Source organism: Breznakiella homolactica (genome assembly GCF_016616095.2).
Lineage (GTDB): Bacteria > Spirochaetota > Spirochaetia > Treponematales > Breznakiellaceae > Breznakiella > Breznakiella homolactica.
Genome location: NZ_CP067089.2, coordinates 1694989 through 1718257, shown reverse-complemented (window position 1 = coordinate 1718257; position 23269 = coordinate 1694989). Strand labels below are relative to the sequence as shown.

General features: G+C 46.6%; 18 protein-coding genes. 8 read left to right on the top strand and 10 right to left on the bottom strand.

The genetic code is table 11. The annotated features are described in order from the left end of the window. Positions 1–159: 159 nt before the first annotated feature. The 7 genes from JFL75_RS07920 to argH form a co-directional block, all read right to left on the bottom strand. The gene (locus tag JFL75_RS07920; protein ID WP_215626142.1) at positions 160–1236 is read right to left on the bottom strand and encodes a mandelate racemase/muconate lactonizing enzyme family protein; all 1077 of its coding nucleotides are present in this window, start codon (positions 1234–1236) and stop codon (positions 160–162) included. Positions 1237–1300: 64 nt separating this feature from the next. Further along, positions 1301–2254, bottom strand: a complete 954-nt coding sequence (locus JFL75_RS07915) for an ABC transporter ATP-binding protein (protein WP_215626141.1) — start codon at positions 2252–2254, stop codon at positions 1301–1303. Continuing rightward, positions 2251–3228: an ABC transporter ATP-binding protein gene (locus tag JFL75_RS07910; RefSeq protein WP_215626140.1), complete on the bottom strand. Its 978-nt coding sequence runs from the start codon at positions 3226–3228 to the stop codon at positions 2251–2253. The genes JFL75_RS07915 and JFL75_RS07910 overlap by 4 nt, the downstream gene beginning before the upstream one ends. A 9-nt stretch (positions 3229–3237) precedes the next feature. Then, the gene (locus tag JFL75_RS07905) at positions 3238–4116 is read right to left on the bottom strand and encodes an ABC transporter permease (protein WP_215626139.1); all 879 of its coding nucleotides are present in this window, start codon (positions 4114–4116) and stop codon (positions 3238–3240) included. Then, the gene (locus JFL75_RS07900) at positions 4113–5093 is read right to left on the bottom strand and encodes an ABC transporter permease (protein WP_215626138.1); all 981 of its coding nucleotides are present in this window, start codon (positions 5091–5093) and stop codon (positions 4113–4115) included. Before JFL75_RS07900 ends, JFL75_RS07905 begins: the two co-directional genes overlap by 4 nt. Positions 5094–5162: 69 nt before the next feature. Next, a complete protein-coding gene (locus JFL75_RS07895; protein WP_215626137.1) occupies positions 5163–6698 on the bottom strand; it encodes an ABC transporter substrate-binding protein in 1536 nt (511 codons plus the stop codon). A gap of 185 nt (positions 6699–6883) precedes the next feature. Beyond that, positions 6884–8404 (bottom strand): argininosuccinate lyase, encoded by a 1521-nt coding sequence (argH, locus tag JFL75_RS07890; protein ID WP_215626136.1) that lies wholly within the window; start codon positions 8402–8404, stop codon positions 6884–6886. Positions 8405–10306: 1902 nt separating this feature from the next. On the opposite strand from argH, the gene JFL75_RS07885 reads away from it, so the two are divergent. From JFL75_RS07885 to JFL75_RS07855, 7 genes are all read left to right on the top strand, one after another. Further along, positions 10307–11866, top strand: a complete 1560-nt coding sequence (locus tag JFL75_RS07885) for an ABC transporter substrate-binding protein (protein WP_215626135.1) — start codon at positions 10307–10309, stop codon at positions 11864–11866. 66 nt (positions 11867–11932) lie between these two features. After that, a complete protein-coding gene (locus tag JFL75_RS07880; protein WP_223292797.1) occupies positions 11933–12859 on the top strand; it encodes an ABC transporter permease in 927 nt (308 codons plus the stop codon). 39 nt (positions 12860–12898) lie between these two features. Continuing rightward, a complete protein-coding gene (locus JFL75_RS07875) occupies positions 12899–13780 on the top strand; it encodes an ABC transporter permease (RefSeq protein ID WP_215626134.1) in 882 nt (293 codons plus the stop codon). A gap of 11 nt (positions 13781–13791) precedes the next feature. Further along, positions 13792–14769, top strand: coding sequence for an ABC transporter ATP-binding protein (locus tag JFL75_RS07870; RefSeq protein ID WP_215626133.1), 978 nt, complete (start codon positions 13792–13794; stop codon positions 14767–14769). 2 nt (positions 14770–14771) lie between these two features. Continuing rightward, positions 14772–15722 (top strand): ABC transporter ATP-binding protein, encoded by a 951-nt coding sequence (locus tag JFL75_RS07865; protein WP_215626132.1) that lies wholly within the window; start codon positions 14772–14774, stop codon positions 15720–15722. Between the two features lie 44 nt (positions 15723–15766). Further along, positions 15767–16990, top strand: coding sequence for a mandelate racemase/muconate lactonizing enzyme family protein (locus JFL75_RS07860; protein ID WP_215626131.1), 1224 nt, complete (start codon positions 15767–15769; stop codon positions 16988–16990). Between the two features lie 40 nt (positions 16991–17030). Continuing rightward, positions 17031–18254: a mandelate racemase/muconate lactonizing enzyme family protein gene (locus JFL75_RS07855; RefSeq protein WP_215626130.1), complete on the top strand. Its 1224-nt coding sequence runs from the start codon at positions 17031–17033 to the stop codon at positions 18252–18254. A gap of 702 nt (positions 18255–18956) precedes the next feature. On the opposite strand, the gene JFL75_RS07850 is transcribed toward JFL75_RS07855, so the two are convergent. The 3 genes from JFL75_RS07850 to JFL75_RS07840 all read right to left on the bottom strand — a co-directional run bounded on the left by JFL75_RS07850 (position 18957) and on the right by JFL75_RS07840 (position 22337). After that, positions 18957–20303: an MATE family efflux transporter gene (locus JFL75_RS07850; RefSeq protein ID WP_215626129.1), complete on the bottom strand. Its 1347-nt coding sequence runs from the start codon at positions 20301–20303 to the stop codon at positions 18957–18959. Positions 20304–20476: 173 nt separating this feature from the next. Beyond that, complete coding sequence (locus tag JFL75_RS07845; protein ID WP_215626128.1) at positions 20477–20881, bottom strand: organic hydroperoxide resistance protein; 405 nt, start codon at positions 20879–20881, stop codon at positions 20477–20479. A gap of 97 nt (positions 20882–20978) precedes the next feature. Next, entirely contained in the window at positions 20979–22337 is a 1359-nt protein-coding gene (locus tag JFL75_RS07840; RefSeq protein ID WP_215626127.1) for an MATE family efflux transporter, read from the bottom strand. Between the two features lie 119 nt (positions 22338–22456). On the opposite strand from JFL75_RS07840, the gene JFL75_RS07835 reads away from it, so the two are divergent. Then, the gene (locus tag JFL75_RS07835; RefSeq protein WP_215626126.1) at positions 22457–23236 is read left to right on the top strand and encodes a MerR family transcriptional regulator; all 780 of its coding nucleotides are present in this window, start codon (positions 22457–22459) and stop codon (positions 23234–23236) included. Positions 23237–23269: the final 33 nt, after the last annotated feature.

Here is a 23269-nt window from a genome sequence, read left to right as displayed (position 1 = left end):
ATGGTAAGGACCCCTGCTTTCCGGATGAAAAAATAACATGGGTTTCGAAAAGAATTATACAATCCAATGAGGGAGCAATCAAGAAAAAAATAAAGGTCCTTGTCGCCTCCTATATGTGTGCCGGCTTTACGGCCGCGCCATCCCAGTTTGTTTTTTTAATTAAATATCTATACGGTATGGCTTAAGAAAATCCTCATTGGGGTAAAACCCATGGCCCGGAACTGCGGGAGGGGAAACGGTTCCATCAGAGTTGAGTCCTAATGAGTATGTATACACCGTGTCTTTTAGATCATAAAATCTTTCCGGGTAATATTCCAGAATAAGGCTGTTTTGAATAGCGCACTGTAAATGAACGTGTATTGTTTGGTCGCCATGGGGTGCTATCATTCGGTTATGCGCCTGGGCTAAGGCGGCTACCTTCATAAACTCGGTTATCCCGCCTAATACAAACGCGTCGGCGTTTAAGATCGGTACCTGCCCCTGATTCAGTAAATCCCGGAACCCGAAACGGGTGTATTCATTTTCTCCGGTTGCCACCGGAATAGATGTCGCTTCTCCAATTCTTCTAAAACCGTCATAGTCATCGGGCTGAACCGGTTCCTCAAACCAGTACGGAGAATATTCCTCGATCCGTTTCGCAAACATGATCGCCTCATGTAAATTGTACGCGCAATTGGCGTCAACCATGACTTTTATTTCATCACCCACTGCTTTTCTTACAGCTTCAACCCGCTTCGCGTCTTCGCTGATTGATTTAGCCCCCACCTTCATCTTAACAGCCGTAGCACCCATCGCTATATAATCTTTCATTTCCTGGGCTAACGCAGGCAGATCCTTTCCTTCCTGATAATACCCGCCGGCTATATAGACCGGGATACGGTCTTTTGCTCCGCCCAGTAATTTGTAAAGGGGCATGCCGGCTGCTTTAGCACGGATATCCCAGAGGGCAATATCAATAGAACTTATCGCGTTGGTTGTCGGACCTCTTCTTCCAACCAGTTTTGGAATCCACAATTTATGCCAGATTCTTTCGACACATAACGGATCTTCGCCTAGTAACTGTTCTTCAAACTGTTTTACCAGCTGTACCTTGCCGTACCCAATCCCTTCAATTCCCTCATCGGTTTTTATCTTTATAAGCCCCAATGTATGAGTCGGATAGGTATGCAATCCGTTGGTAATAGGAATTTTGCGTTCCCACTGATAAACGGCTGTTTCAATTGCAGTAATTTTCATTTTTATTCTTTCAAGACCTTTTATGGCAGCCTGCTAAAGACCTTTGCTTTTTGAAGGCCGTCTGTTATATCTCCTCCGCGAAATGGCAGGCGCAGAAATGACCCGGAGTGACTTCGCGCAGCTGGGGCGCTTCCTGCTGGCAGCGCTCCTTTGCGTAAATACAGCGTCCGGCAAAACGGCAGCATTCCGCTGGGTTTATGGGAGAAGAAATTTCTCCTTTTAATATAATCCGTTTGCGTCTTTCGTGGACCGACGGAATAGGTATGGCGGACAGCAATGCCCGGGTGTAGGGATGGGCAGGGGCTTTAAAGAGCGCTTTGGTTTCACAGAACTCTACTATCAGGCCAAGATACATAACGGCGATATTGTCCGAGATATGTTTTACCACCGAAAGGTCATGGGTGATGAACATATACGTCAGGTTCCGGTCCCGCTGAAGATCCTGCATGAGGTTCAGTATCTGGGCTTGGATTGAAACATCCAGCGCGGAAACGGGTTCATCACAGACAATAAATTGGGGATTGAGGACGAGCGCCCTGGCTATGCCGATACGCTGACGGCGGCCGCCGTCCAGTTCATGGGGGTAGGCCCCGCGCACCCTTTTTGCCAGGCCCACGATATCCATGATCTGATCGATTTGTTTATTGTAATCTTCCTTATTCGAATACAGATTCAGGATCTTCAGCGGCTCTCCTATGATCTCAAAGACCGTCATCCGGGGGTCGATTGAGGAATAGGGATCCTGGAAAATCATCTGCATTTTTTTGCGGAGGATTTTCATTTCCTTGGGCGGCGGGTTGGTTATATCCCGGCCTTCAAAAAATATTTTCCCATCCGTAATTTCATGGAGGTGTACAATGAGCCGGCCAAGGGTTGATTTGCCGCACCCGGATTCTCCGACCACGCCTAATGTCTTGCCTTCATCAATCTTGAAATTAACCCCATCCACGGCATGGAGCAATCCCTTGGGAGTTTTAAAATGTTTTTTCAGATTTGAAACTTCCAGAAAGGTACTCATGTCGTGCCTCCCTTGTTGGATGAATACAGATGGCACATGGTAAAATGTCCGTTACTGACTTCCATGTTGCCGGGCATGGTATCCTGGCATATTTCCATGCGCTGTTCGCAGCGGGGACAAAATGGGCAGCCGGCAGGCAGATTGGCCGGGTCGGGCATCATGCCCGGTATGGGCCTCAGCCGCTCCATGTCCTCGTTGAGACTCGGCAGAGAACTGAGCAGACCTCTCGTATAGGGATGGGATGGCCTGTCAAAAACATCTTCCAGATCACCGCTCTCCACAAGCCGGCCTGCGTACATAATGGAAACTCTTTGGCACATTTCAGCCACTACCCCCAGATCGTGGGTGATCATCAGCATGCCCATACTGTATTTCTTTTTCAGATCGTTCATTAAATCCAGGATCTGCGCCTGTATAGTTACATCCAGGGCGGTGGTAGGTTCATCAGCCAGCAGCAGCCTGGGATTGCAGGCTAGGGCTATGGCTATCACTACCCGCTGTTTCATTCCCCCGGAGAACTGATGAGGGTAATCGCTCATACGGTCCGAATCAATACCGACGGTCTCAAGCATTTTTTCCGCGCTCTTATACGCATCGGCCCTGGAAAGTTTCTCGTGATGCCTGATGGTTTCCGCGATCTGATTCCCTACGGTCATAATCGGGTTAAGGGAAGTCATGGGATCCTGAAAGATCATTGCAGCCTGGTTCCCGTGGAAACGACTCAATTCCTTCTTGGACATGGTCAGGACATTTTTTCCATCCACCAGTACTTCCCCGGATTTTATCTTTCCCGGAGGATTTGGTACCAGATTCATCATACCCAGGGCGGTTGTCGTTTTACCCGCGCCGGTCTCTCCCACCAGTCCCATGGTTTCCCCTTCGGCTAGTTTAAAGGAAATACCATTAACCGCTTTTACTACACTCTGTTCTTTCTCATAATATATGGTAAGGTTATTGACTTCTAAAAGACTCATACTGTCTCCTTACCGCTTAAGCCGGGGGTCAAGGGCGTCACGGAGTCCGTCGCCCATCAGGTTGAGGGCAAAGACCACAAGCATTATTGCCAATCCGGGGAAAGTGACAATCCAGGCATATTCCCGTATATAAGGCCGCCCTGCGGAAAGCATGGCTCCCCATTCAGGAAGGGGAGGGGTGATCCCAAGGCCGATAAAGCTCAGGGAGGACGCTGAAAGAATAGCCTGGGAAACGCTCAGCGACATCTGAACGATAATCGGCGCCAGACAATTGGGCAGCACATGGCGGAACAGGGTACGGATTCTGCTTGACCCGATACAGGTAGCGGCCTCAATAAATTCCTGGTCTTTGATTGATAGAACTGTTGCCCGGATCTGCCGGGCATAGGCCGGCACTGAGCTGATTCCAACCGCGAGTATTACGTTCTGGACACCATTCCCCAATACCGCGATGATACTTATGGCCAGCATGATACTGGGAATAGCCATGAGCAGGTCAATAAAGCGCATGATGGCGTTATCAATGATGTCATTGTAAAAACCGGCGATTGCTCCCAGGATTGTTCCTACGATACAGGAAAAAGACATGGCCACCGCCCCGATTACCATTGAGTAACGGCTTCCCAGGACAATGCGGCTGAAAATATCCCTGCCGAAGTTGTCGGTACCGAAGATAAAATCCTTCCCCGGCGGGGTAAAACGCACCGCCAGATTCTGGTCGTCATATCCGTAGGGGGCGATTTTGTCCGCAAATACCGCCACCAGAATCAAGGCTGCAAAAACAATCAGGCCAGCCATGGCAGTCTTGCTTTTTTTATAGGTAAGCCAGGCCTGCTGCCACGGACCGAAGCCATATTCATTCTGTTCTTTTTTCAGATACGGTTTCATGATTGCACTGCCCCCTTTGCTGTTACCGGGACTTTGTGTTTCTTCTTTTTCATGTACTGGGCTTTAATGCGGGGATCAATAAACGCGTAGAGAATATCAATTAACAGATTCATCATACTGAAAGAGAAGGCTGTCAGAAGAACAGCACCCTGCACAACGGGATAGTTCAGCATGCGTATTGAATCTACCATAAACATACCAATGCCGGGGATGGAGAACACCCGTTCGGTCACTACCGCTCCGCCCAGAGTCTGGCCGAAGGTAAGCCCAATCGTAGTAATGACGGGGATAAACGCATTGCCGAAGGCGTGCTTGAAAATAACTTCCCGTTCTTCCAGTCCCTTTGCGCGGGCGGTGGTGATATAATCCTGCCGCATAACCTCCAGCATACTGGATCTGGTCATACGCATTATTTTTGCTATATGATTCGTGCCGATGGTAACAGCGGGGAGAATCCAGCCCTTCCAGGTAGCTACTCCCGATGATGGCAGCCACCGCAGATTGACGGCAAATACTATTATCAGCAGCATTCCCAACCAGAAGATAGGCATAGAATAGGCCGCCAACCCTATTACCGTAGATAGGTTATCAAAAATAGTATACTGCCGTACCGCGGAAACAATTCCCAGAATTACCCCAAATACCGTGGCCACTATGGCGCTCAAAAAAGCCAATTTTAAGGTAAAAGGAAATTTTTGAAACAATTCCACAGAAACGGATTGCCGGGTTGTATATGAAGTCCCGAAATCCAGCTTGGTAACGATGTTCTTCAAATATTCACCGTACCGGACCCAGAAGGGCCTGTCCAATCCCAGTTCATGGCGCATTTGAGCCCGTGCTTCTTCAGTAGCATCCTGGGGCATGATTACTATGGTGGGATCGCCGGGAGTAAAATAAAGCATTGTAAAAATCAACAGAGAGATACCAAGCAAAACAGGGATGATCAAAAGTATCCGCTTTATGATAAATCTAATCATGGTATATTAATTCCCCAAAAATATAGGAACAGGGAGGGCTCATACATGCCCTCCCTGAGCAAAGGATTGTTACTTCTTAACTTTTACCTGCCAGAGGGTTGTGATACCTCCGGGAGCGCCGTAGAAGCCTTCTACATTCTTACTGGTAATATAGGCAATCATCTTATGCGCTATAGGAATATACACCACCTGTTCCACAATCTTTTCCTGATATTCCTTATAGATAGCCAGACGCTTGGTCAGATCAATTTCCGTCGCACCCCTGTCCCAATAGGATTTAAACTCGGCATTAATTTCCGGGGGCAGATTGAGCATGGTGGGAATTTTTCCGTCAAACTGATAGGTAGCGCGGCTCGGATCGAGGGTACCGTACTGGCTTGCCATGGGATACAGCTGATAATCCCCCGCCGACTGCCGCTTCTGCACCGTGGCAAAGGAGTTCTGGGATATCTTTACGTCTATCCCTATCTGCTTCCAATAGAACTGCAGTATTTCGGCAAGCTGGCTCGTTTCAGTCTGATCGTAGCTCATGACTTCCAGGGAAAGACCGCGGGGAGTCCTGGATTCAGCCACAAGCTGTTTCGCCTTTTCAAGATTATACGAAATGGTCCAGTTTTTTTCATATCCGGGTACTGTGTTGGGGAATATACCGTCGGCAACGGTGGCCATATTGCCGTACACAGCCTCGACCACCGCGGGGTAATCAATGGCGTATGCCAGGGCTTGGCGGATTTTCAGGTCCGGTACGTTTCCGTAGTTGACAAATACACCTGCGATCCGGGCGCTTTTCTTGGCGACCACTTCAAAGCCGAGTCCGGTCATTCGGTCAAGGTCATTGTAGTCCGGGCTGGTGACTATATCGGCCGCGCCGGTTTCCATTTCCACGGAACGGCTGGCAGCTTCGGGAACAAACGAAAAATGAATGTTGGGAGTTCCGGGTGTACCTCTCCAGTAATTGTCTCTGGCCTTGACATCAATAGCAATACCGGTATTCCAGTTTGCCAAAGTGTAGGGACCTGAACCGACCGGTTTCCGGGCGTACCCTTCCTTGCCGACTTCTTCATAGTATTTCTTGGAAATAAGCGACGAACGGGGGTGGGCCAGGTTGCTGAACAGGGCCGGGTTTGGTCCGAAGGTATACACATCAACCGTGAGATCATCGACTACTTCGACTTTATCGAGCTGTTTGTAGAACAATACCCGGGTAAAAGTGTTGGCGGTTTCCAGGGAGAATTTGACATCCTCCGCGGTCATCTTTTCACCGTTGCTGAAATAAATATTGTCATTCAAATGGAATCTGACCTGGTTGTCGGCGATATATTCCCAGCTCTTCGCTACTTCGCTGGTGAATTCCCATTTGTCATCATTGGTTCTGTAGATCAGGGTATCGTAAATGAGCTTAATAATAGTTTCTGTGTAGAATTCATTCTGGTCGTAGGGGAACAGGGTACTGGGTTCTGATTCTATAACGACATTTAAGGTATCCTTGTATTGCGCCCCGCCGGCGCCGGAAGAAGCGGACGGTGTATCTTTGCTTCCGCTGCAGCTTGTAAACATCATAGCCGCGAGACCTAAAATCAAAAAAACAGGTACCATGCGTTTCATGTAATAACTCCTTTAAAAGGACAAATATTTAAGGATTGCTCAAAATCCGGTTGGTTTTGAGCAACGTCCCCACAGACCTCTAAAGCAGACAGTTTTTTGCCATACAGTTCTCAAATTTAAAATCTGCTTTTTTCAAATTTTGGGTTATGAAAAACCTCAAGTAACATAACCCATGTACAGAAACCTTAATTAATAGAATTAAACGCTTTTTCCAGTTTTTGGGCACTTTCCTCCAATCTTGATTTTGTGCCGGCAATCCATTGATCGTTCTGGTTATGGATTTTAGCGCAATTCTCAAGCATGACCTGCATTGGTTCCGGGGCCGGCCCGCCTTTTACCGTACGGACCTTCACAAAATTGGTTGAATCAAGGCTTTTCATAACCGTGTCATGGCTGGCGGACAATTTTCTTCCGACAACCTTCTCAAAGGATTTTTCAATAATATCAAACTGCATTTTGTCCAGAGTAATGCTGTTGTCAACGCAATAGCCTGAAATTTCATGAGCCACATGATGGGCTAATCGGTAATTTATTCCTTCTTCCCGTACCAGCATATCGGAAAACTCGGTAATTCCGGCAAAGGTTTGCCGTGCCCATCTTTCAAAACTTTTCTCTTCCACACCCATGGTCGACATAACCAGAGACAGCAGATGGATGACCTTTTTCAGTCCGGACATCGCGGAAAGCGCACCTTCCGTTGCTTCCCCCAGGTTGAGATATTCTTCGTAAGGAACATTATCCGCTTCCAGCAGTACCGCATCACACTCACCGATTATCCGGGCATTTTTTTTCCGGATATATTCCAGCGGTCCGGGATTTCTTTTCTGAGGCATAATGGAACTGGTTCCGACAAAACACGGGGCACATCTGATCAGATCAAATTCCTGGGTATTCCACCACAAAAGGCTGGTGGTAATGCGTCCGATTTCTATCGCGGTAATTTTCACCGCACAGGCAGCCTGAGAAATATGGTCGGAACACGCGATGGCGTCATAGGAATTTTCGATCAGGCTGTCAAACCCTAATAATTCCGAAACAATATCCCTGTCCATATTGAAACCGGAGGTTTCAATGGCCGCCGCGCCCATGGGGCTCTGGTTGACCGTCGCATAGGCGTGTTTGCAGTCCTCCATACGCCGTTCAAGGACCTTCGCAAAACCGATCAGTATATGACCGAAGGTACCGATCTGCGCCTGCTGGGAATGGGTATGGGCTACCATAATCAGATCACGGTATTCCTTTGCCAATGCGATAAAGGCGGTATGCAGTTCCTGCAGCGAGTCCATAATTTCCAGCAGGGAATTTCTTAAGCGGATACGCATGGTAGTGTTTCCGATATCATTCCGGCTCCTGCCAAGATGGAGATTTCCCGTTCCATCCCCGAACTTTTTCATCATCCAGCTTTCCATGGTGTAGTACATGTCTTCGTTTTTTCTGTCGTATTCACTGGAATAGAATTCCTCATAGGGAATGGACGACAGTGCTTTTTTTATTGCTTCGGTATCATCCTTGTTTAATAAGTTTTGTTTTACCAGCATGAAAAAATGAGCTTTCTGGATACTCACCAAAATAGGAAATTCCTTTTTGGATGTGTCGTAGTTGGGCTTATTGGCATATTCGGCATAGGTTTTGGACGGGTAGTGGGTACCTTCCGCTTCAATTATTTTCTTCTTCATTGAAGATATGTCCAACGTTGCTAAATCCATACTATCCTCCATTGTAAAATTTTCCGCGAAGTAATTAACGATGTGCTTTCCATTTCAGCTGGATGATTATAGAGATGGAATTTTCAATATGTCAACAAATATTTGTACGTTATTCACGGGTTTGAATAATGTGATGCAATTATTTGCAAATCTGTGCAGGTTCGTCTCATGGTCCCCTGGGGAAACCGGCTGGGCTGCCGTTTCCGTAAAGCTTTCGATGAAACTGAAAATCTTATTTTAGATTTGCGGTTTTTTGTGCACCGCTGATTCAGATGCTGTCACACACACTCCAGCCATTAATTACATCATCAATAATAACGAGCGGCATGATATTTACGATGACAGCAATATCCATCGCCGGCTGAAAATTTTGTACAGCCACTTCACCGATGGATGTCTTTGATTGAACAAAGTTCGTTATCATCGATTTCTTTATCATTGACGGATTGGTGTTTAAGAGAATACCGCATGAAATATATCATCGCTCTTTTCAGTTCATCATGATTCAAAAAATAATTAAGATGTATTTTACTCTCAGTATCATGGCGTGTCATATCAATGCGGACATTGATAGAGAAGGGCCGCAGTTTATGCCGCAATCGAGTTCAAAAAACATCTGATTGATTTTTCAGTACGGCTAGTATTGATACTGTGTTTGCAGTGCATAATCAAATACAAAGCTATAATCTCTGCGAAATTTCTTTTCAATACGCTTGAGTGAATGCAAAGGTTTTACTGCAGCTAAGGGGTGCGTTAAAAAGAAGCGGATCGGGTTTATGGTGACCACATTAATGTACCGTTTAACTGATGGCCGTCAGGGAATACCAAAGCGCAGGTTACCGGCGCAAAAAAAATAAATGAAGCGTTTGAACAAAGCGGAGCGGGCTCGGCATCTCAATCAATTCCTGCGTGACTAGATGAAAAACAATTTACTCCTGCAGTTAGGGTATGCACAAAAATCATTGTCATGAACTGAGAGAAATTTTCTGTGTATTCACAGTACAGATCACTGGCTTCATTTCTGTCTGACGATCTTTTAAATATTTTCTATTATAATTCCGGTTTAATCATGTCTTCTGCTTTTTTAATAAATTTGTCCTATATATATAATTGGATATTTTGGAGTGATTTTTCTTGACAAGTATATATAGTCGAGTTACTATTAGTCCAGAAAGGAGGAAGTCCTGCGCAGAAAAGCTTATAGAAAATACACTTAGCGTATTTTCTGTTAATAAAGTTTTCTGTATCTACCTGTCCGTAAAAAATCTTTAAAAAACTGTAATTTTTTTCTCGACCCTGGGACACTGAAATGATCTGTCGGTTTATGGTGATGATCGCCAAAATCGCTGAGCATAGGAATGTCGGTGTGCGCTATTGGTGTGCGCCTCGGGGTAATGTGCCTGGTAGAAGCAGACGTAATTCTGAAGAGAAAAATGATTTGCGCATCTGCGTAATAAATTGAGTGTTGTCACAATTGGGTTGGAATGTATTCCGGAGGATGCCGATGTTTTCTTTGTACTGGTCAGAAAATAATTTTCCGCTTCTGGCATGCTGCATGTGCGCAATCTATGAAAAACACCGCAGTGAATTTCTTCCGGTAAAAAAATTAAATCACACCGTTGGGTTTGGTTTTTATAGTTTGAATGCGCTGCACAGATTTGCAAATAATTGCATCGGAATATTCAAACTCATGAAATCATACAAATATTTGTTGACGCATTAAAAAATCCGTTCTTATAATCTTCAAAGCAAAGGGTAAGTGTATTGTCCGTTAAGGAGGATGTTTGGTGTTTTGTTTCTGCCGGACTGGTGGCTTAATTTCAGTCTCCGTTTTTTAAAGTACAGCCCACCATACGGGGATATGGTTTTTATTTTATTGCAAGGAAAGGAGAATTAGAGGGTATGAAAGCTAAGAAGATCGCAATGATCCTGATTGCTGTATGTTTTGCAGCGGTCATGCTGGGTTGCAGTAATAAAAAAGATGCTGCCACTGGCTCTGCAGGTGATGGAACTAAAGGAATGGACCGGGAACTGGTTATCGGCGTTTTGCAGGAACCTACTCTTTTTTCATCTTTGCATTCTAGAAATTCAAGCCAATTTGACCATCCGATTCTTTATAATGTATTTGATTTCCCGTTTCATTTTGACACCTACAACATGCAGATAAATCCCGAACTGGCTGAATCCTGGGAGTTCACTCCTGACTTGATGCAGCTAAAAATTAATATCAGGGACAATGTCTATTTCCATAACGGTTATAAATTAACGGCCGAAGATTTCCATTTTACTATAGAAGGGAATGAAAGAATGAATCCTGGGCGGATCGGGATGAATCTTGACCACGTCGAAATTGTCGATGACTTGACCGTTATAATTCATTTTACCGCTCCGTATGCGCCCGCGATAAACTGGATGTGTATCAGACATTTTGGTATTCAGAGCAAAAAGTATTTTGACGAAGTAGGTCTTCAGGGTATGCAGGATAAACCTATCGGAACAGGTCCCTTTAAATATGTAAGCAGCATACCTGGAAACTCGATTACCCTTGAAAGAAATGAAGACTATTGGAGAGGGCCTTCACAGTTTAAGCGTGTTATTATAAGGACAATACCCGACATCAACACAATGATACTTGCTCTGCAGTCCGGTGAAATTGATGTGGTAATTAATTCTCCCATTGATAATCTGCTGTTCCTGAGTGACCCCAATGTAGTATGGGACACCATCGATTCTTCCACGACATTAACAATGAGATTTAATTTGCTGGAAAAAAGCTGGGTTTCGAATAACATGAATTTCCGTAAAGCTGTTCAGCACGCGGTTGATAAGGACGCTGTCAATATGGCGGTGTACGCCGGAAGAGGCGAGGTCACCAGTTTATATGGTTCAAAGTCTTTTACTTCACGGCCGCCTGATGGAACGTATTACACCTATACCAGGGATCTTGATAAAGCACGGGAATACCTTAAGGCCGCAAATTATAATGGCCAGGAATTTAAGGTTGTAGTCCGGGCCGGACCTGAGCAAAGAGCGGCGGAAGTTATTCAAGGTTCATTGCGGGAAGCCGGAATTAACATGAGCATCCTTGTGGTGGATGCCGCAACCCGCGTGGAAATTGAAAACAGAACCGGTGATTTTGATGCCTTATTGTCGAGTTCTTCCGCCTCACATCTGGATTTTGACCGCCTGTTTAATGAATTGTACCGTCCGCGGCGCCCATTCTATCCAAACTGGAACGGGCCCAGGCAGAATGAGGAATTGGATGCGTTCCTCCTGAAAAACCGCGGAGAACCCGATCCCGATAAGCGTGCCGCCGGATGGGCATACGTTGAGACTATTGACGCTGAAGATGCTTATAATCTTCACATCCTGCAGGAAGTAAATACCTTAGCCTGGAGAAAAGGTCTCGATGTCCAGCTGTGCCGGGGTCTGTTCTACAAGTATTGGTTCTGGGGTTATTAGGATTTAATTGATGTATTCCGGGGTAATCCCCGGAATACCTATAAAAATAGCAGGGAGTACGTATAGATGACTATTCTAAAATATATACTGAAACGTATATTGCTGGTTATTCCGGTTTTAATCGGCGTTACTTTATTTATTTATACCATACTCGCACTTGCCCCTGGAGATCCTGCTTCTCTTATTTTAGGTCCGGACGCCCTTCCTGAACAAATAATAGAAAAGCGGATTGAACTTGGTTTGGATGATCCCATACTGGTTCGATACGTCACATACATGAAGGACGCTCTCCAGGGTGATTTTGGAAGATCCTGGTTTACCGGGAGACTTGTTTTTAATGAGTTTTTCGAGCGTATTCCTTATACACTCAAATTGGCGGTATTGATAACTCTCGTCGCGGCGGTTATGGGCGTATCTTTAGGGATTCTTGCAGCAGTTAAACATAATACGCCAATAGATTATTCCGTCCTTGCTTTTGCGATGCTGTTTTTCAGTATTCCAACTTTCTGGCTTGGAATGTTTTTGCAGATGATTTTCGGGACAATACTTGGATGGCTCCCTGTTATGGGCGCCGCAACATTCAAGCATTATATATTGCCTTCCTTCAGCAGCGGTTCCAGTCACGGGGCTTCTACAATCAGAATAACCCGTTCCAGTATGCTCGATGTTCTGACTCAGGATTATATCCGGACGGCACGGGCGAAGGGAGGCAGCGAGGGCTGGGTAATCAGAAACCATGTCGTCCGTAATGGACTTCTGCCCGTAGTTACTCATATTGGTCTTATGTTTGCAAATGTAATAAGCGGCAGCCTCGTTATCGAGACGGTGTTTGCGATTCCGGGGATTGGTTCATACGTAGCAAATGCTGCGAGGGTCCGGGATATACCTGTTGTAATGGGTGTGATTTTCTTTGTAGGGGTATTTGTAGCGGTGGTGAATTTATTGATTGATTTTATTTATGCGTTTATTGACCCCAGGGTGAAGCTTGAATAGTAATTATTGATGCTATGAACAACAGCAGAGGGGGATTCCATGTCTGATAAAAGTGACGCTATGGGGAAAAAGAAAGACACTTCACAGTGGGGGTTGATTCTCGCCCGTTATAAAAGAAATAAGCTCGCCATAGTGGGACTTGTTATTTTGAGTTTTATCGTGATTGCTATTGTGAGCGCTCCGTTGTATATCGATTATGAAGATGTGATCACGCAGGATATACCAAACCGGTTTTCGACGCCTAGTTTCTCGCATATTTTTGGGACTGACGCTCTTGGAAGAGATTTATTAGCCAGAATTATATACGGCGGCAGGATCTCGCTTTTTTCCGGTATAGTAGCTGTTGGTGTCGGTCTTTCAATCGGCCTCGTTGCGGGCGGGACGGCCGGATACTTCGGCGGTGTGTTAGATACAATTATTATGCGCCTTTCTGATGTTTTGCAGGCGTGTCCGAATTTATTATTATCAATGGCAGTCTGTATCGCTCTCGGTGACGGCACCTTTACTTTGGCGTTTGCCATAGCAGTAACCGAAATTCCACGATTCACGCGGCTTACCAGAGTTTCTGTTTTAACATTACGGAGCCAGGAATTTGTGGAAGCCGCAAAATGCTGCGGGACCAGTAATTTCAGGATAATTGCAAAACATATACTGCCTAATGGAATCGGGCCGGTTATTATCGCAGCGACTTTTGCTATTGGGGGAGCTATTCTCTCTATAGCCGCACTGGGATTCATGGGTATCGGTGTTTCCCCGCCTACTCCGGAATGGGGGACCATACTTTCGGAAAACCGACAATTTGTAAGGCATTTCCCGCACTTGGGTATTATTCCCGGAGTGATGATTGGGTTGACTGTCGCATGCGCCAATTTTATCGGTGATGGGCTTCGTGATGCTCTCGATCCGAAAATGAAGAGATAAGGAAGGACAATATGTCCAATTTATTGGAAGTAAAAGACCTGTTTGTTCAATACAATACCGACAGCGGAGTTGTACACGCGCTTAACGGGCTCAATTTTTCTCTTGAGGCCGGGGAAACTGTAGGATTGGTTGGGGAAACCGGTGCCGGAAAAACTACATTGGCTTTGAGCATTTTAAAGCTGCTTCCCAAGAATGTTGGTGAAATTAAAAAAGGCAGTATAAGCTATGACGGAAAAGATTTGATAAACTTTTCCAATGAGGAAATGCAGGAAATCAGGGGCCGGAAAATATCAATGATTTTTCAGGATCCCATGTCGAGCCTTAATCCGACCAAAACTGTAGGTGTACAGATCATGGAAGTTCTTGATTTGCATTTTAAAGAACTTTCATTGGCGGAAAAAAAGAAAAAAGTTGATAATATCCTGACCCTCGTTGGGATACCTCCAGCCAGGCAGGGAGAATTTCCTTTCCAGTTTTCCGGCGGCATGAAGCAAAGAATAATTATAGCCATGGCATTAATTGCCGAACCTGAACTTATTCTTGCGGATGAACCGACGACAGCGCTGGATGTAACCATTCAGGCGCAGATACTGGAACTTATCAGAAAATTAAAATCTGAATTTAATACAGCAATGCTGCTGATAACACATGATCTTGGTATCGTCGTGGAGATTTGTTCAAAAATAGCAGTAATTTACAGCGGTGAAATATTTGAGATTGGTAAAATAGAAGATATATACGTACGGAAGGAAAATCATCCATACACCGAAGGGCTCTTTAAATGTATACCTGACTTAACTACCAACGCCCGCAGACTTACACCCATAATAGGCTCGATGCCGAATCCTGAAGATCTGCCAAAGGGCTGCAAGTTTTATGAGCGCTGTATATATAAAAAAGATATATGTGCTGAAAAAGAACCAGATTACTATACGAAAGGTACTCATACAATCAAGTGTTTTCTTTACAAAGACAAATGGGGTGAATAGAAATGGCTGTACCTATCTTGGAAGTTCGTGGATTAAAAAAATATTTTAAGGTCCCCAGCGGTCTGGTGCATGCTGTTGATGATGTTGATCTGAAAATAGACCAATTAGAAACCCTTGGAGTTGTCGGAGAATCCGGGTGCGGAAAGTCCACTCTCGGAAGAGTTCTTCTTGGTCTGCTGGAAGCAACAGAGGGTGAAGTTCTTTACAACGGTGAAAGCATATTTGGACCCTTTGGAAGAAAGAAGAAACCACTCTACAGCGAAATGCAGATGATCTTTCAGGATCCTTTTTCGTCACTTAACCCCCGGCTTTCGGTCCAGGCTCTTATAGCGGAGCCAATTTATGTCCGTAAAACCTTAACAGACAAAAATGAAATAAAAAACAGGGTCCTTGAACTGATGGATATTGTCGGGCTTTCTTCCCGCTACGTGAATACTTATCCGCACGAACTTGACGGAGGAAAGCGCCAGAGGGTAGGCGTAGCCCGTGCATTGGCGCTTAACCCAAAGTTTATTGTCTGCGATGAACCGGTTTCAGCTTTGGACGTTTCAATTCAGGCACAAATACTTAATCTAATCATGGATCTGCAGGAAAAAAACGGCCTGGCCTATATGTTTATAACCCATAACCTTTGTGTTGTGAAACATATAAGTACCAATATCATGGTCATGTATATGGGAAAGGTTGTGGAGTACACTGAAAAAAACAAATTGTTTGAAAAACAGTTTCACCCGTATTCCCAGGCGCTGCTTTCCGCCGTACCGCTTCCGGTTCTTGATCGAAAACAGGAAAGAATAATTTTATCCGGTGAAGTCACAAATCCCATCAATCCCAAACCCGGCTGCCGTTTTGCCCCGCGCTGCAAATATTGCCAGGAACGGTGCAAGACCCAGGATATACCTTTGATTGAAGTGGAGCCAGGCAGAAAAGTTGCCTGTGTATTATACATGTGAATTTTTAGGGTTTCAGCAGTTATTTCTTTTTTGGAGGAATGGAAGTGAAAATCACTGATATTAAAGCTATCGCGCTGAAGATGCCGAAAGTTGGCACCACAGTGACCGGCGGAAATGACGGGTACGATGGAAATCCGTACCGCAATGAAACCCAGGAGCAAACCGAAAGCTGGGTCGGGAAATGGCCCCATGCCGGAAATATAATGACCAGCATCTTACGGGTGTATACCGATGAAGGAATTGTCGGCGAATCCGAATGTTACGCGACTTATGGCCTTCGCGGAACCTTGGACGGAATAAAAAAGAACGTGATAGGGATGGATGTGTTTGACATCCAGGATATCGCCAACCGCCGTGGCCCGGGAATCTCACGGGTTTGGCGGAACAGCTATCCCACCGCCGAAGTCCGGGAACGCAATTTCATACATATGGTAGAAGAAGCCTGTTACGACGCGATCGGGAAGAAGATGGGACTTCCGGTGTATAAACTGTTTGGCGGAAAGGTACGGGAACGCCAGGCGATTACGCTTTTCGTGGGAGAGAAACCGGTTGACCAGGCGATTAAGGACATTGGACAGGCCATATCCGAAGGAATAAAAACAATCAAACTGAAGGTCGGCGCCAACGATAAGAACGATCTTGAGATATTGAAGGAAGTACGCCGGCAGTTTGGGTGGGAAGATGTGATACTGCGTGTGGATGCGAATCAGGCGTATGACCTGACGGATGGAGCGCGGATAATCAAACGGATGTCCGAGTATAACCTCCAATATTCCGAAGGGTGTCTCCGGATGTTTGAATCCTACGGCTTTAAGAAGCTGCGGGAACTCACCGGGGTTCCAGTATGTATCTGTGAGCAATTTGACGGCTATCATACCTTTACCCCGGAAATGGCGGTGCAGAGAGCCATAGACCTTATACGGATGGACTGTGTTGATGTATTAAGCATCGATCCGCACCGCACGGGCGGCTTAAACGGGTTCTTCAAGGTATCCGCGATATGTGAGGGAGCTGGAGTCGGGATAGTACTCCACCGTCCTCGCTGCAGTTTGTCCCAGTCAATATGGCTGACTGCGGTATCAACATCGTATGCGTCGTATTATGCCCATGACATCGTGCCTCACGGCCAGCTGTCCGGGTCGGCCGATGAAATCGCGAAGAATCCGTTGAAACACGAAAACGGATTTATGATGGTTCCTGATGGTCCTGGTTTTGGTGTTGAATTGGATGAAGAGAAAATAAAGAAATACACTACACAGGTAATTTGATTTAGGACTTTTACAACAATATTTTTTTGGAGGAATGGAAGTGAAAATCACTGATATTAAAGCTATCGCGCTGAAGATGCCGAAAGTTGGCACCACAGTGACCGGCGGAAATGACGGATACGATGGAAATCCCTACCGTAATGAAACTCAGGAAGAGACCGAAAGCTGGGTCGGGAAATGGCCCCATGCCGGAAATATAATGACCAGTATCTTACGGGTGTATACCGATGAAGGAATTGTCGGTGAATCCGAGTGGGAATCAACCTATGGGTTCCGCGGAAATCTTGACGGAATAAAAAAGAACGTGATAGGGATGGATGTGTTTGACATCCAGGATATCGCGAACCGCCGTGGCCCGGGAATCTCACGGGTTTGGCGGAACAGTTATCCCACCGCCGAAGTCCGGGAACGCAATTATATCCATATGGTGGAGGAAGCCTGTTACGACGCGATCGGTAAAAAGATGGGACTTCCGGTGTATAAACTGTTTGGCGGAAAGGTACGGGAACGCCAGGCGATTACGCTTTTCGTGGGAGAGAAACCGGTTGACCAGGCAATTAAGGAGATCGGGCAGGCCATATCCGAAGGAATAAAAACAATCAAACTGAAGGTCGGCGCCAATGATAAGAACGATCTTGAGATATTGAAGGAAGTACGCCGGCAGTTTGGGTGGGAAGATGTGATACTGCGTGTGGACGCGAATCAGGCGTATGACCTGGCGGATGGAGCGCGGATAATCAAACGGATGTCCGAGTATAACCTCCAATATTCCGAAGGGTGTCTCCGGATGTTTGAATCCTACGGCTTTAAGAAGCTGCGGGAACTCACCGGCGTACCAGTATGTATCTGTGAGCAATTCAACGGCTATCATACCTTTACCCCGGAAATGGCGGTGCAGAGAGCCATAGACCTTATACGGATGGACTGTGTTGACGTATTAAGCATTGACCCGTACCGCACGGGCGGCTTAAACGGATTCTTCAAGGTATCCGCGATATGTGAGGGAGCTGGAGTCGGGATAGTGCTCCACCGTCCGCGCTGCAGTTTGTCCCAGTCAATATGGCTGACTGCGGTATCAACATCGTATGCGTCGTATTATGCCCATGACATCGTACCTTTCGGCCAGCTGTCCGGTCCCGCCGATGAAATCGCGAAGAATCCGTTGAAACACGAAAACGGATTTATGATGGTTCCTGATGGTCCTGGTTTTGGTGTTGAATTGGATGAAGAGAAAATAAAGAAATACACTACACAGGTAATCTGAAATTGAGGGCTGTCCGGGAAATCCGGACGGCCCTTTTTGGTATATCCTGTCTGCTGTCAGGAAAATCCTCCGCATAGAAGGCATCTGCGGTATATATTATACGAACCCACACCCTGTTATCTCTATATCGCTAAGCAAGTACCATTCGTGATATTGTTATTTTTGTGGTGTTATATGTAACATATTTAATAGAAAAAAGATTGATATAAAAGGAGAATCGAAGCATTAAAATGATTTTAAAATTATGTAACCTATTGTTGTTAGGTATTTATATAATTCTTCTTGCTGGTTTTTTATTTTATTCATTAGTGTTTACAGCGGAGTCAAACCACAGCTCATTTGATATAGCGGCAATTTCTTTGTATTTTTTTGCTTTTTCATTTACAAGCTCAATTATTATAAGGTTCTTTTTGAAAGAACCGAGAGATGTAAGTATAAATAATATGCATTTTATTATTTTAACTGTATTCCTGTGTATTATAGCTTTTTCTGATTTATTTAATGTTATGATTTATTATGAACGATGGTTAGACCGTAATATGCCGAATAAATTTCGATTTAAAATATAAAGTTCTTGAAGTGGTGAAAAAATACTGATGCTGAAACATCATTAGAAGCTGCAGAACAATCAATTGACCTAACTATGAAAAAATACAGAACCTTCGGGAAGAATAAAAAAGAAAAACTTGGTTTTAACTGAAACTACGGAGAAAATGAAAAATCATCGCGCAAACTCCTCCGTGTCTTAAGCCACACCAGAAGACCCAGGAGATCGGCGAGGAACCATCCGATGGGGATAGCCCAGAAGATTGCCTTGTAGCCGAAGCCAGGAGCCAGGGAATAGGCCAGGAGCACCCGGGTTCCCAGGGATGTTATGGTAAGTATAATTGACATACCCGCCCGGCCAAGCCCCCGGTAAAAACCGTAAAAAAGAAAAAGAAAACCTATAAGCGCATAGAAGGCGCCTTCAATACGCAGGTACTGGGCTCCCATGGCGGTAACCTCCCGGTCACTGTCCCGGAGAAATATTCCGATGAGGGATTCCGCGAAAATAAAAACCAGTACTGAAACAAAAACGGAGAAGATTCCCGAAATTAACGCCGCCCAGCGGAGACCGGACCGGACTCTGTCATCATGTCCGGCTCCGGTATTCTGGGCTGTATAGGTCGCCAAAGCGTTGCCGAAATCCTGTACCGGCATATATGCGAAGGCGTCGATCTTGACTCCCGCGGCAAAAGCCGCCATAAGCGCCGCCCCGAAGGTATTTACCAATCCCTGGATAAGAACAATGCCGAAGTTCATCACCGACTGCTGCATAGCGGTGAGCAGGGCATAGCGGCTCACCAGACTGAAAAGTCCCCGGTCAAAGCCATGGTCGCTTTTTTTGAATTCAGGAAACCGCAGCTTTTTCACGGTCCAGATTGTGCAGCTTATCCCGGAAATTGCCTGGGCAATAACTGTGGCCAGGGCAGCGCCGAAGACACCCATCCCGAAACCCAGCACAAAACAGAAATCCAGAATGATGTTGATGATACAGGCGGCGGTAAGGAAGAACAGCGGTGATTTTGAATCGCCTTGAGCCCGGAGAATGTTTGCGGAAAAATTGTACAGCGAGACAAAGATTAACCCCGCGAAAATGCACCGCAGGTAATCTCCGGCGTAGTTCAGGGTCTCCGGGGGCATGCGGTAGAGGGAAATGATGCCATCGGTAAAGAAAAATGTTCCCGCCGAGAGGATAACCGTAATGCCGAAGATGAACACGGCCGCCATAGTTATGGCGCTTTTTAATTTGCGGTACTCCCGGGCGCCGAAAAGCTGGGCAAAAAGAACCGCGGCGCCCATAGATAATCCAATGAGGATGGAATTGACCAGGACGATGATGGCAAAAGCCGAACCCACTGCAGCCAGCGCTTCTCTGCCCAGGTATCGCCCTACAATAAGTGTATCTGCGATATTGTAAAGCTGCTGGAACAGATTCCCCGCCAGCAAGGGCAGGGCGAATCGGATCATCAGACGGGCCGGGGGGCCTTTTGTCATATCCAGGGTCATTGGTGCTCCTCTCCCGCTGTGTCCCGCCGGACGCAGCGGGATATCTGTTTGGATTCCGGATGGTTAACTGTACACGATAATACCGTAAAAATAAAGAACGCCGGATCCAGGCCTTTTCAGCCTGTTCCGGCGTTTTGTATCAATCAGAAGAATATTCTATCGAAACCGCTTTTTTACACGGCCTTTATTACGACGTCAATATTTCCCCGGGTGGCTTTTGAGTAGGGGCAGACCTGATGAGCTTTTTTCAGCAGCTCTTCGGTTTTTTCCGGTGTCTGCCCTTCAATGTGGCCTTCGATTTCAACCCCGATTTTAAAATCCAGTTTATCCATTTCATACAGGGAGACAATGGCAGAGACCGTACTTTTAGCCCTGATTTTTTCCTGGAGCATTACCACATCCAGGGCGCTGTTGAAGCAGGAACTGAATCCCGCGGCGAATAGCTGCTCGGGATTGGTGGCACCCTCCGCGGTCTGGCCCGGCGCCGCGATCTTGAAAGCAAAGGACTTATCCGGGGAATGCACTTCCCCGGACCGGCCTCCGGTATTGGTCATTTTTGTGGAATACAGTTTTTTCATTTTTAACTCCTCTTTCTACATTATAATACAAAGTATAGTACATAAGGCCGCATTGTTCCTGTCTTTTTCGCTTCTGCTGCGGCGCTGTAAAAATCCTTCACCCCTGGCCTTCTGCGGCTTCCAATGTTTGGTAGGCTTTTTTCTTCCAGCGGCCGGAAATGTAGTAAATACCGGAAATCAGAAGTCCCGCGGCCCACCCGATACCGTAACACCAGAACATTTCGAATTTCCCGAAGCGGCTGTCCAGGAAATACGCCAGGGGAACCCGGAATACCAGCATGGATACTATGGACGAAACCAGAGGCAGTATGGAACTGCCCGCACCCCGGAGGGCGGCATTAAAGATAAACAAAGCGGACAGCAGAACGTAACACGGCATGAGCCGTTTGAGAAATTCAACCCCCGTGAGAATCACTTCCTCGTCATTGGAAAAAGCCATCATCAGATATCGGCCGAACACAATCACCAGGAAGCTGATGATTATACATAAAACTCCGGACATGAACAGAGTGTTCCGGACACCGGTTTTTACCCGGTCCATCTTCCGGGCTCCTATGTTCTGTCCCACATAGGTGGTCACCGCGGTGGCAAAACTGGAGATGGGCATAAAGGCAAATGAGTCGATTTTGCCTACGCTGCTGTACCCCGCCATAAAAGCCGGCCCGTAGCTGTTTACCAGCCGCTGGAGTACCATGGTTCCCAGGGAAAACATCATATTCTGCAGCCCCGCGGGAAGCCCGATCCGGATGCTCTGAATGAGGATCGACGGATTAAAACGCATACGCCTGAGGGAAATATGCACGGTCTTTACGTACCGGTTCATAAACCAGATACCGAAGAGGAAAGAAAAAGCCTGGGAAATAATGGTCGCCAGGGCAACACCGAACACGCCCCAGCCAAAGGCCACCACAAAAACCAGGTCCAGGATAACGTTCAGCACCGCAGCGATGGCAAGAAACAGGAGTGGCAGCTTGCTGTCCCCCAGGCCCTGGAGGATGCCGCTGTTAATGTTGTACCCGAAGCTGAAAACTGTCCCCAGGAACAGAATCTGCAGATACTCCACGGACCAGTCCAGGGTTATGCCTTCGGGGGTATTCATCAGGCGGAGCAGGGGTTCGGCTATAAAGATGCCTATTACCGTCACCGCCGCGCCGGAAATAAGCAAGGCGATGTACATGGTATCCACCGTTTCCTTGATCCGGCTGTTCTGCTTTGCGCCGAAAAACTGGGAAATGAGAATTGTCGCGCCCAGTCCGATCCCCATAAAAAGCGATGTCAGGAGGAAATTTATCACATAGGAATTGCCCACCGCCGCCAAGGCTTCTTTCCCCACAAAATTGCCTACCACAATGCTGTCCACCATGTTGTACATCTGCTGGAGTACGTTGCCCGCCAAAAGGGGCAGGGCAAAACGGGAAATCAGTCTGAGGGGGTTCCCCTGGGTCATATCGATCATAGATCTGTTATATCCTTTCTTTTGGAAACTGGCAATCAAGCCCTGACTGGTTTGGCTGTACATTCCCGTTTCTGCATAGTATGCTGAAAAAGTATAGAATTCCAAAAAGGAATTTTTCTTTGGACTGCTATAAACCCATAGACCTGGCCCGGCGTTTCGGCCTTCACCCCAATACCATACGGCTCTACGAACGTCTTGGCTTTATTTCACCGGCGGAGCGGGGGGAGAACAATTACCGCTGTTTTACGGAACTCCAGGTTCTCCAGCTGGAAATCTGCCGGAATATCTTCGGTTTTCTCTACAGCAACCGGACAATCCGCGCCGCGGGGTATGCCGTGATCCGTGCCGGGGCGTCCCGGGATTTTGAGACGGGCAGGGATCTTGCCCTGGAGTATATTCATATTATTGAAGAAGAAATACGCCGGGCCCGGGAAACTGCGGATTTGCTCCGGGTATGGGCCAATCCCGGGGAAGGGCATCGTGGTCCGGAGAAAAGGAATCCTCCGCCTGAACGGTTTCTTTCCCGGAAAGAAGCTGCCATGATTCTGGGTACAACGGCGGAGACCCTGCGGAACTGGGAACGAAACCGGCTGGTCCATTCGGAACTTCTGGGGGACAAAGGGGAACGGCTCTACAGTCCGGCTGATATGGAACGGCTGCGTATTGTCTGCATGCTCCGCCGGTCGGGGTACAGCATGTCCGCGGTCCACCGCAGCCTCAGTCTCTTTGACCGGGGCCGTCCCGGGGAAGTACTTAGCGGCCTGTCCCAACCGCCGGCGGATGAACTGCTGTCCGCCGGGGACCGCTGGCTGGAAGAACTTACGATTCTCAAAAAAGCGGCGGAAAATCTCCCCGGTCTTTTTGACCGGATGGCAGCGCTGCCTCAGGAAGACCTGTAGGGCAGTCCTGATCCGGAGTATTTCAAAATTTTG

Excerpts from the sequence above, each read along its gene's own strand:
- JFL75_RS07920 (WP_215626142.1), bottom strand. The coding sequence starts at position 1,236 with ATGAAAATTACTGCAATTGAAACAGCCGTTTATCAGTGGGAACGCAAA.
- JFL75_RS07915 (WP_215626141.1), bottom strand. The coding sequence starts at position 2,254 with ATGAGTACCTTTCTGGAAGTTTCAAATCTGAAAAAACATTTTAAAACT.
- JFL75_RS07910 (WP_215626140.1), bottom strand. The coding sequence starts at position 3,228 with ATGAGTCTTTTAGAAGTCAATAACCTTACCATATATTATGAGAAAGAA.
- JFL75_RS07905 (WP_215626139.1), bottom strand. The coding sequence starts at position 4,116 with ATGAAACCGTATCTGAAAAAAGAACAGAATGAATATGGCTTCGGTCCG.
- JFL75_RS07900 (WP_215626138.1), bottom strand. The coding sequence starts at position 5,093 with ATGATTAGATTTATCATAAAGCGGATACTTTTGATCATCCCTGTTTTG.
- JFL75_RS07895 (WP_215626137.1), bottom strand. The coding sequence starts at position 6,698 with ATGAAACGCATGGTACCTGTTTTTTTGATTTTAGGTCTCGCGGCTATG.
- argH (WP_215626136.1), bottom strand. The coding sequence starts at position 8,404 with ATGGATTTAGCAACGTTGGACATATCTTCAATGAAGAAGAAAATAATT.
- JFL75_RS07885 (WP_215626135.1), top strand. The coding sequence starts at position 10,307 with ATGAAAGCTAAGAAGATCGCAATGATCCTGATTGCTGTATGTTTTGCA.
- JFL75_RS07880 (WP_223292797.1), top strand. The coding sequence starts at position 11,933 with ATGACTATTCTAAAATATATACTGAAACGTATATTGCTGGTTATTCCG.
- JFL75_RS07875 (WP_215626134.1), top strand. The coding sequence starts at position 12,899 with ATGTCTGATAAAAGTGACGCTATGGGGAAAAAGAAAGACACTTCACAG.
- JFL75_RS07870 (WP_215626133.1), top strand. The coding sequence starts at position 13,792 with ATGTCCAATTTATTGGAAGTAAAAGACCTGTTTGTTCAATACAATACC.
- JFL75_RS07865 (WP_215626132.1), top strand. The coding sequence starts at position 14,772 with ATGGCTGTACCTATCTTGGAAGTTCGTGGATTAAAAAAATATTTTAAG.
- JFL75_RS07850 (WP_215626129.1), bottom strand. The coding sequence starts at position 20,303 with ATGACCCTGGATATGACAAAAGGCCCCCCGGCCCGTCTGATGATCCGA.
- JFL75_RS07845 (WP_215626128.1), bottom strand. The coding sequence starts at position 20,881 with ATGAAAAAACTGTATTCCACAAAAATGACCAATACCGGAGGCCGGTCC.
- JFL75_RS07840 (WP_215626127.1), bottom strand. The coding sequence starts at position 22,337 with ATGATCGATATGACCCAGGGGAACCCCCTCAGACTGATTTCCCGTTTT.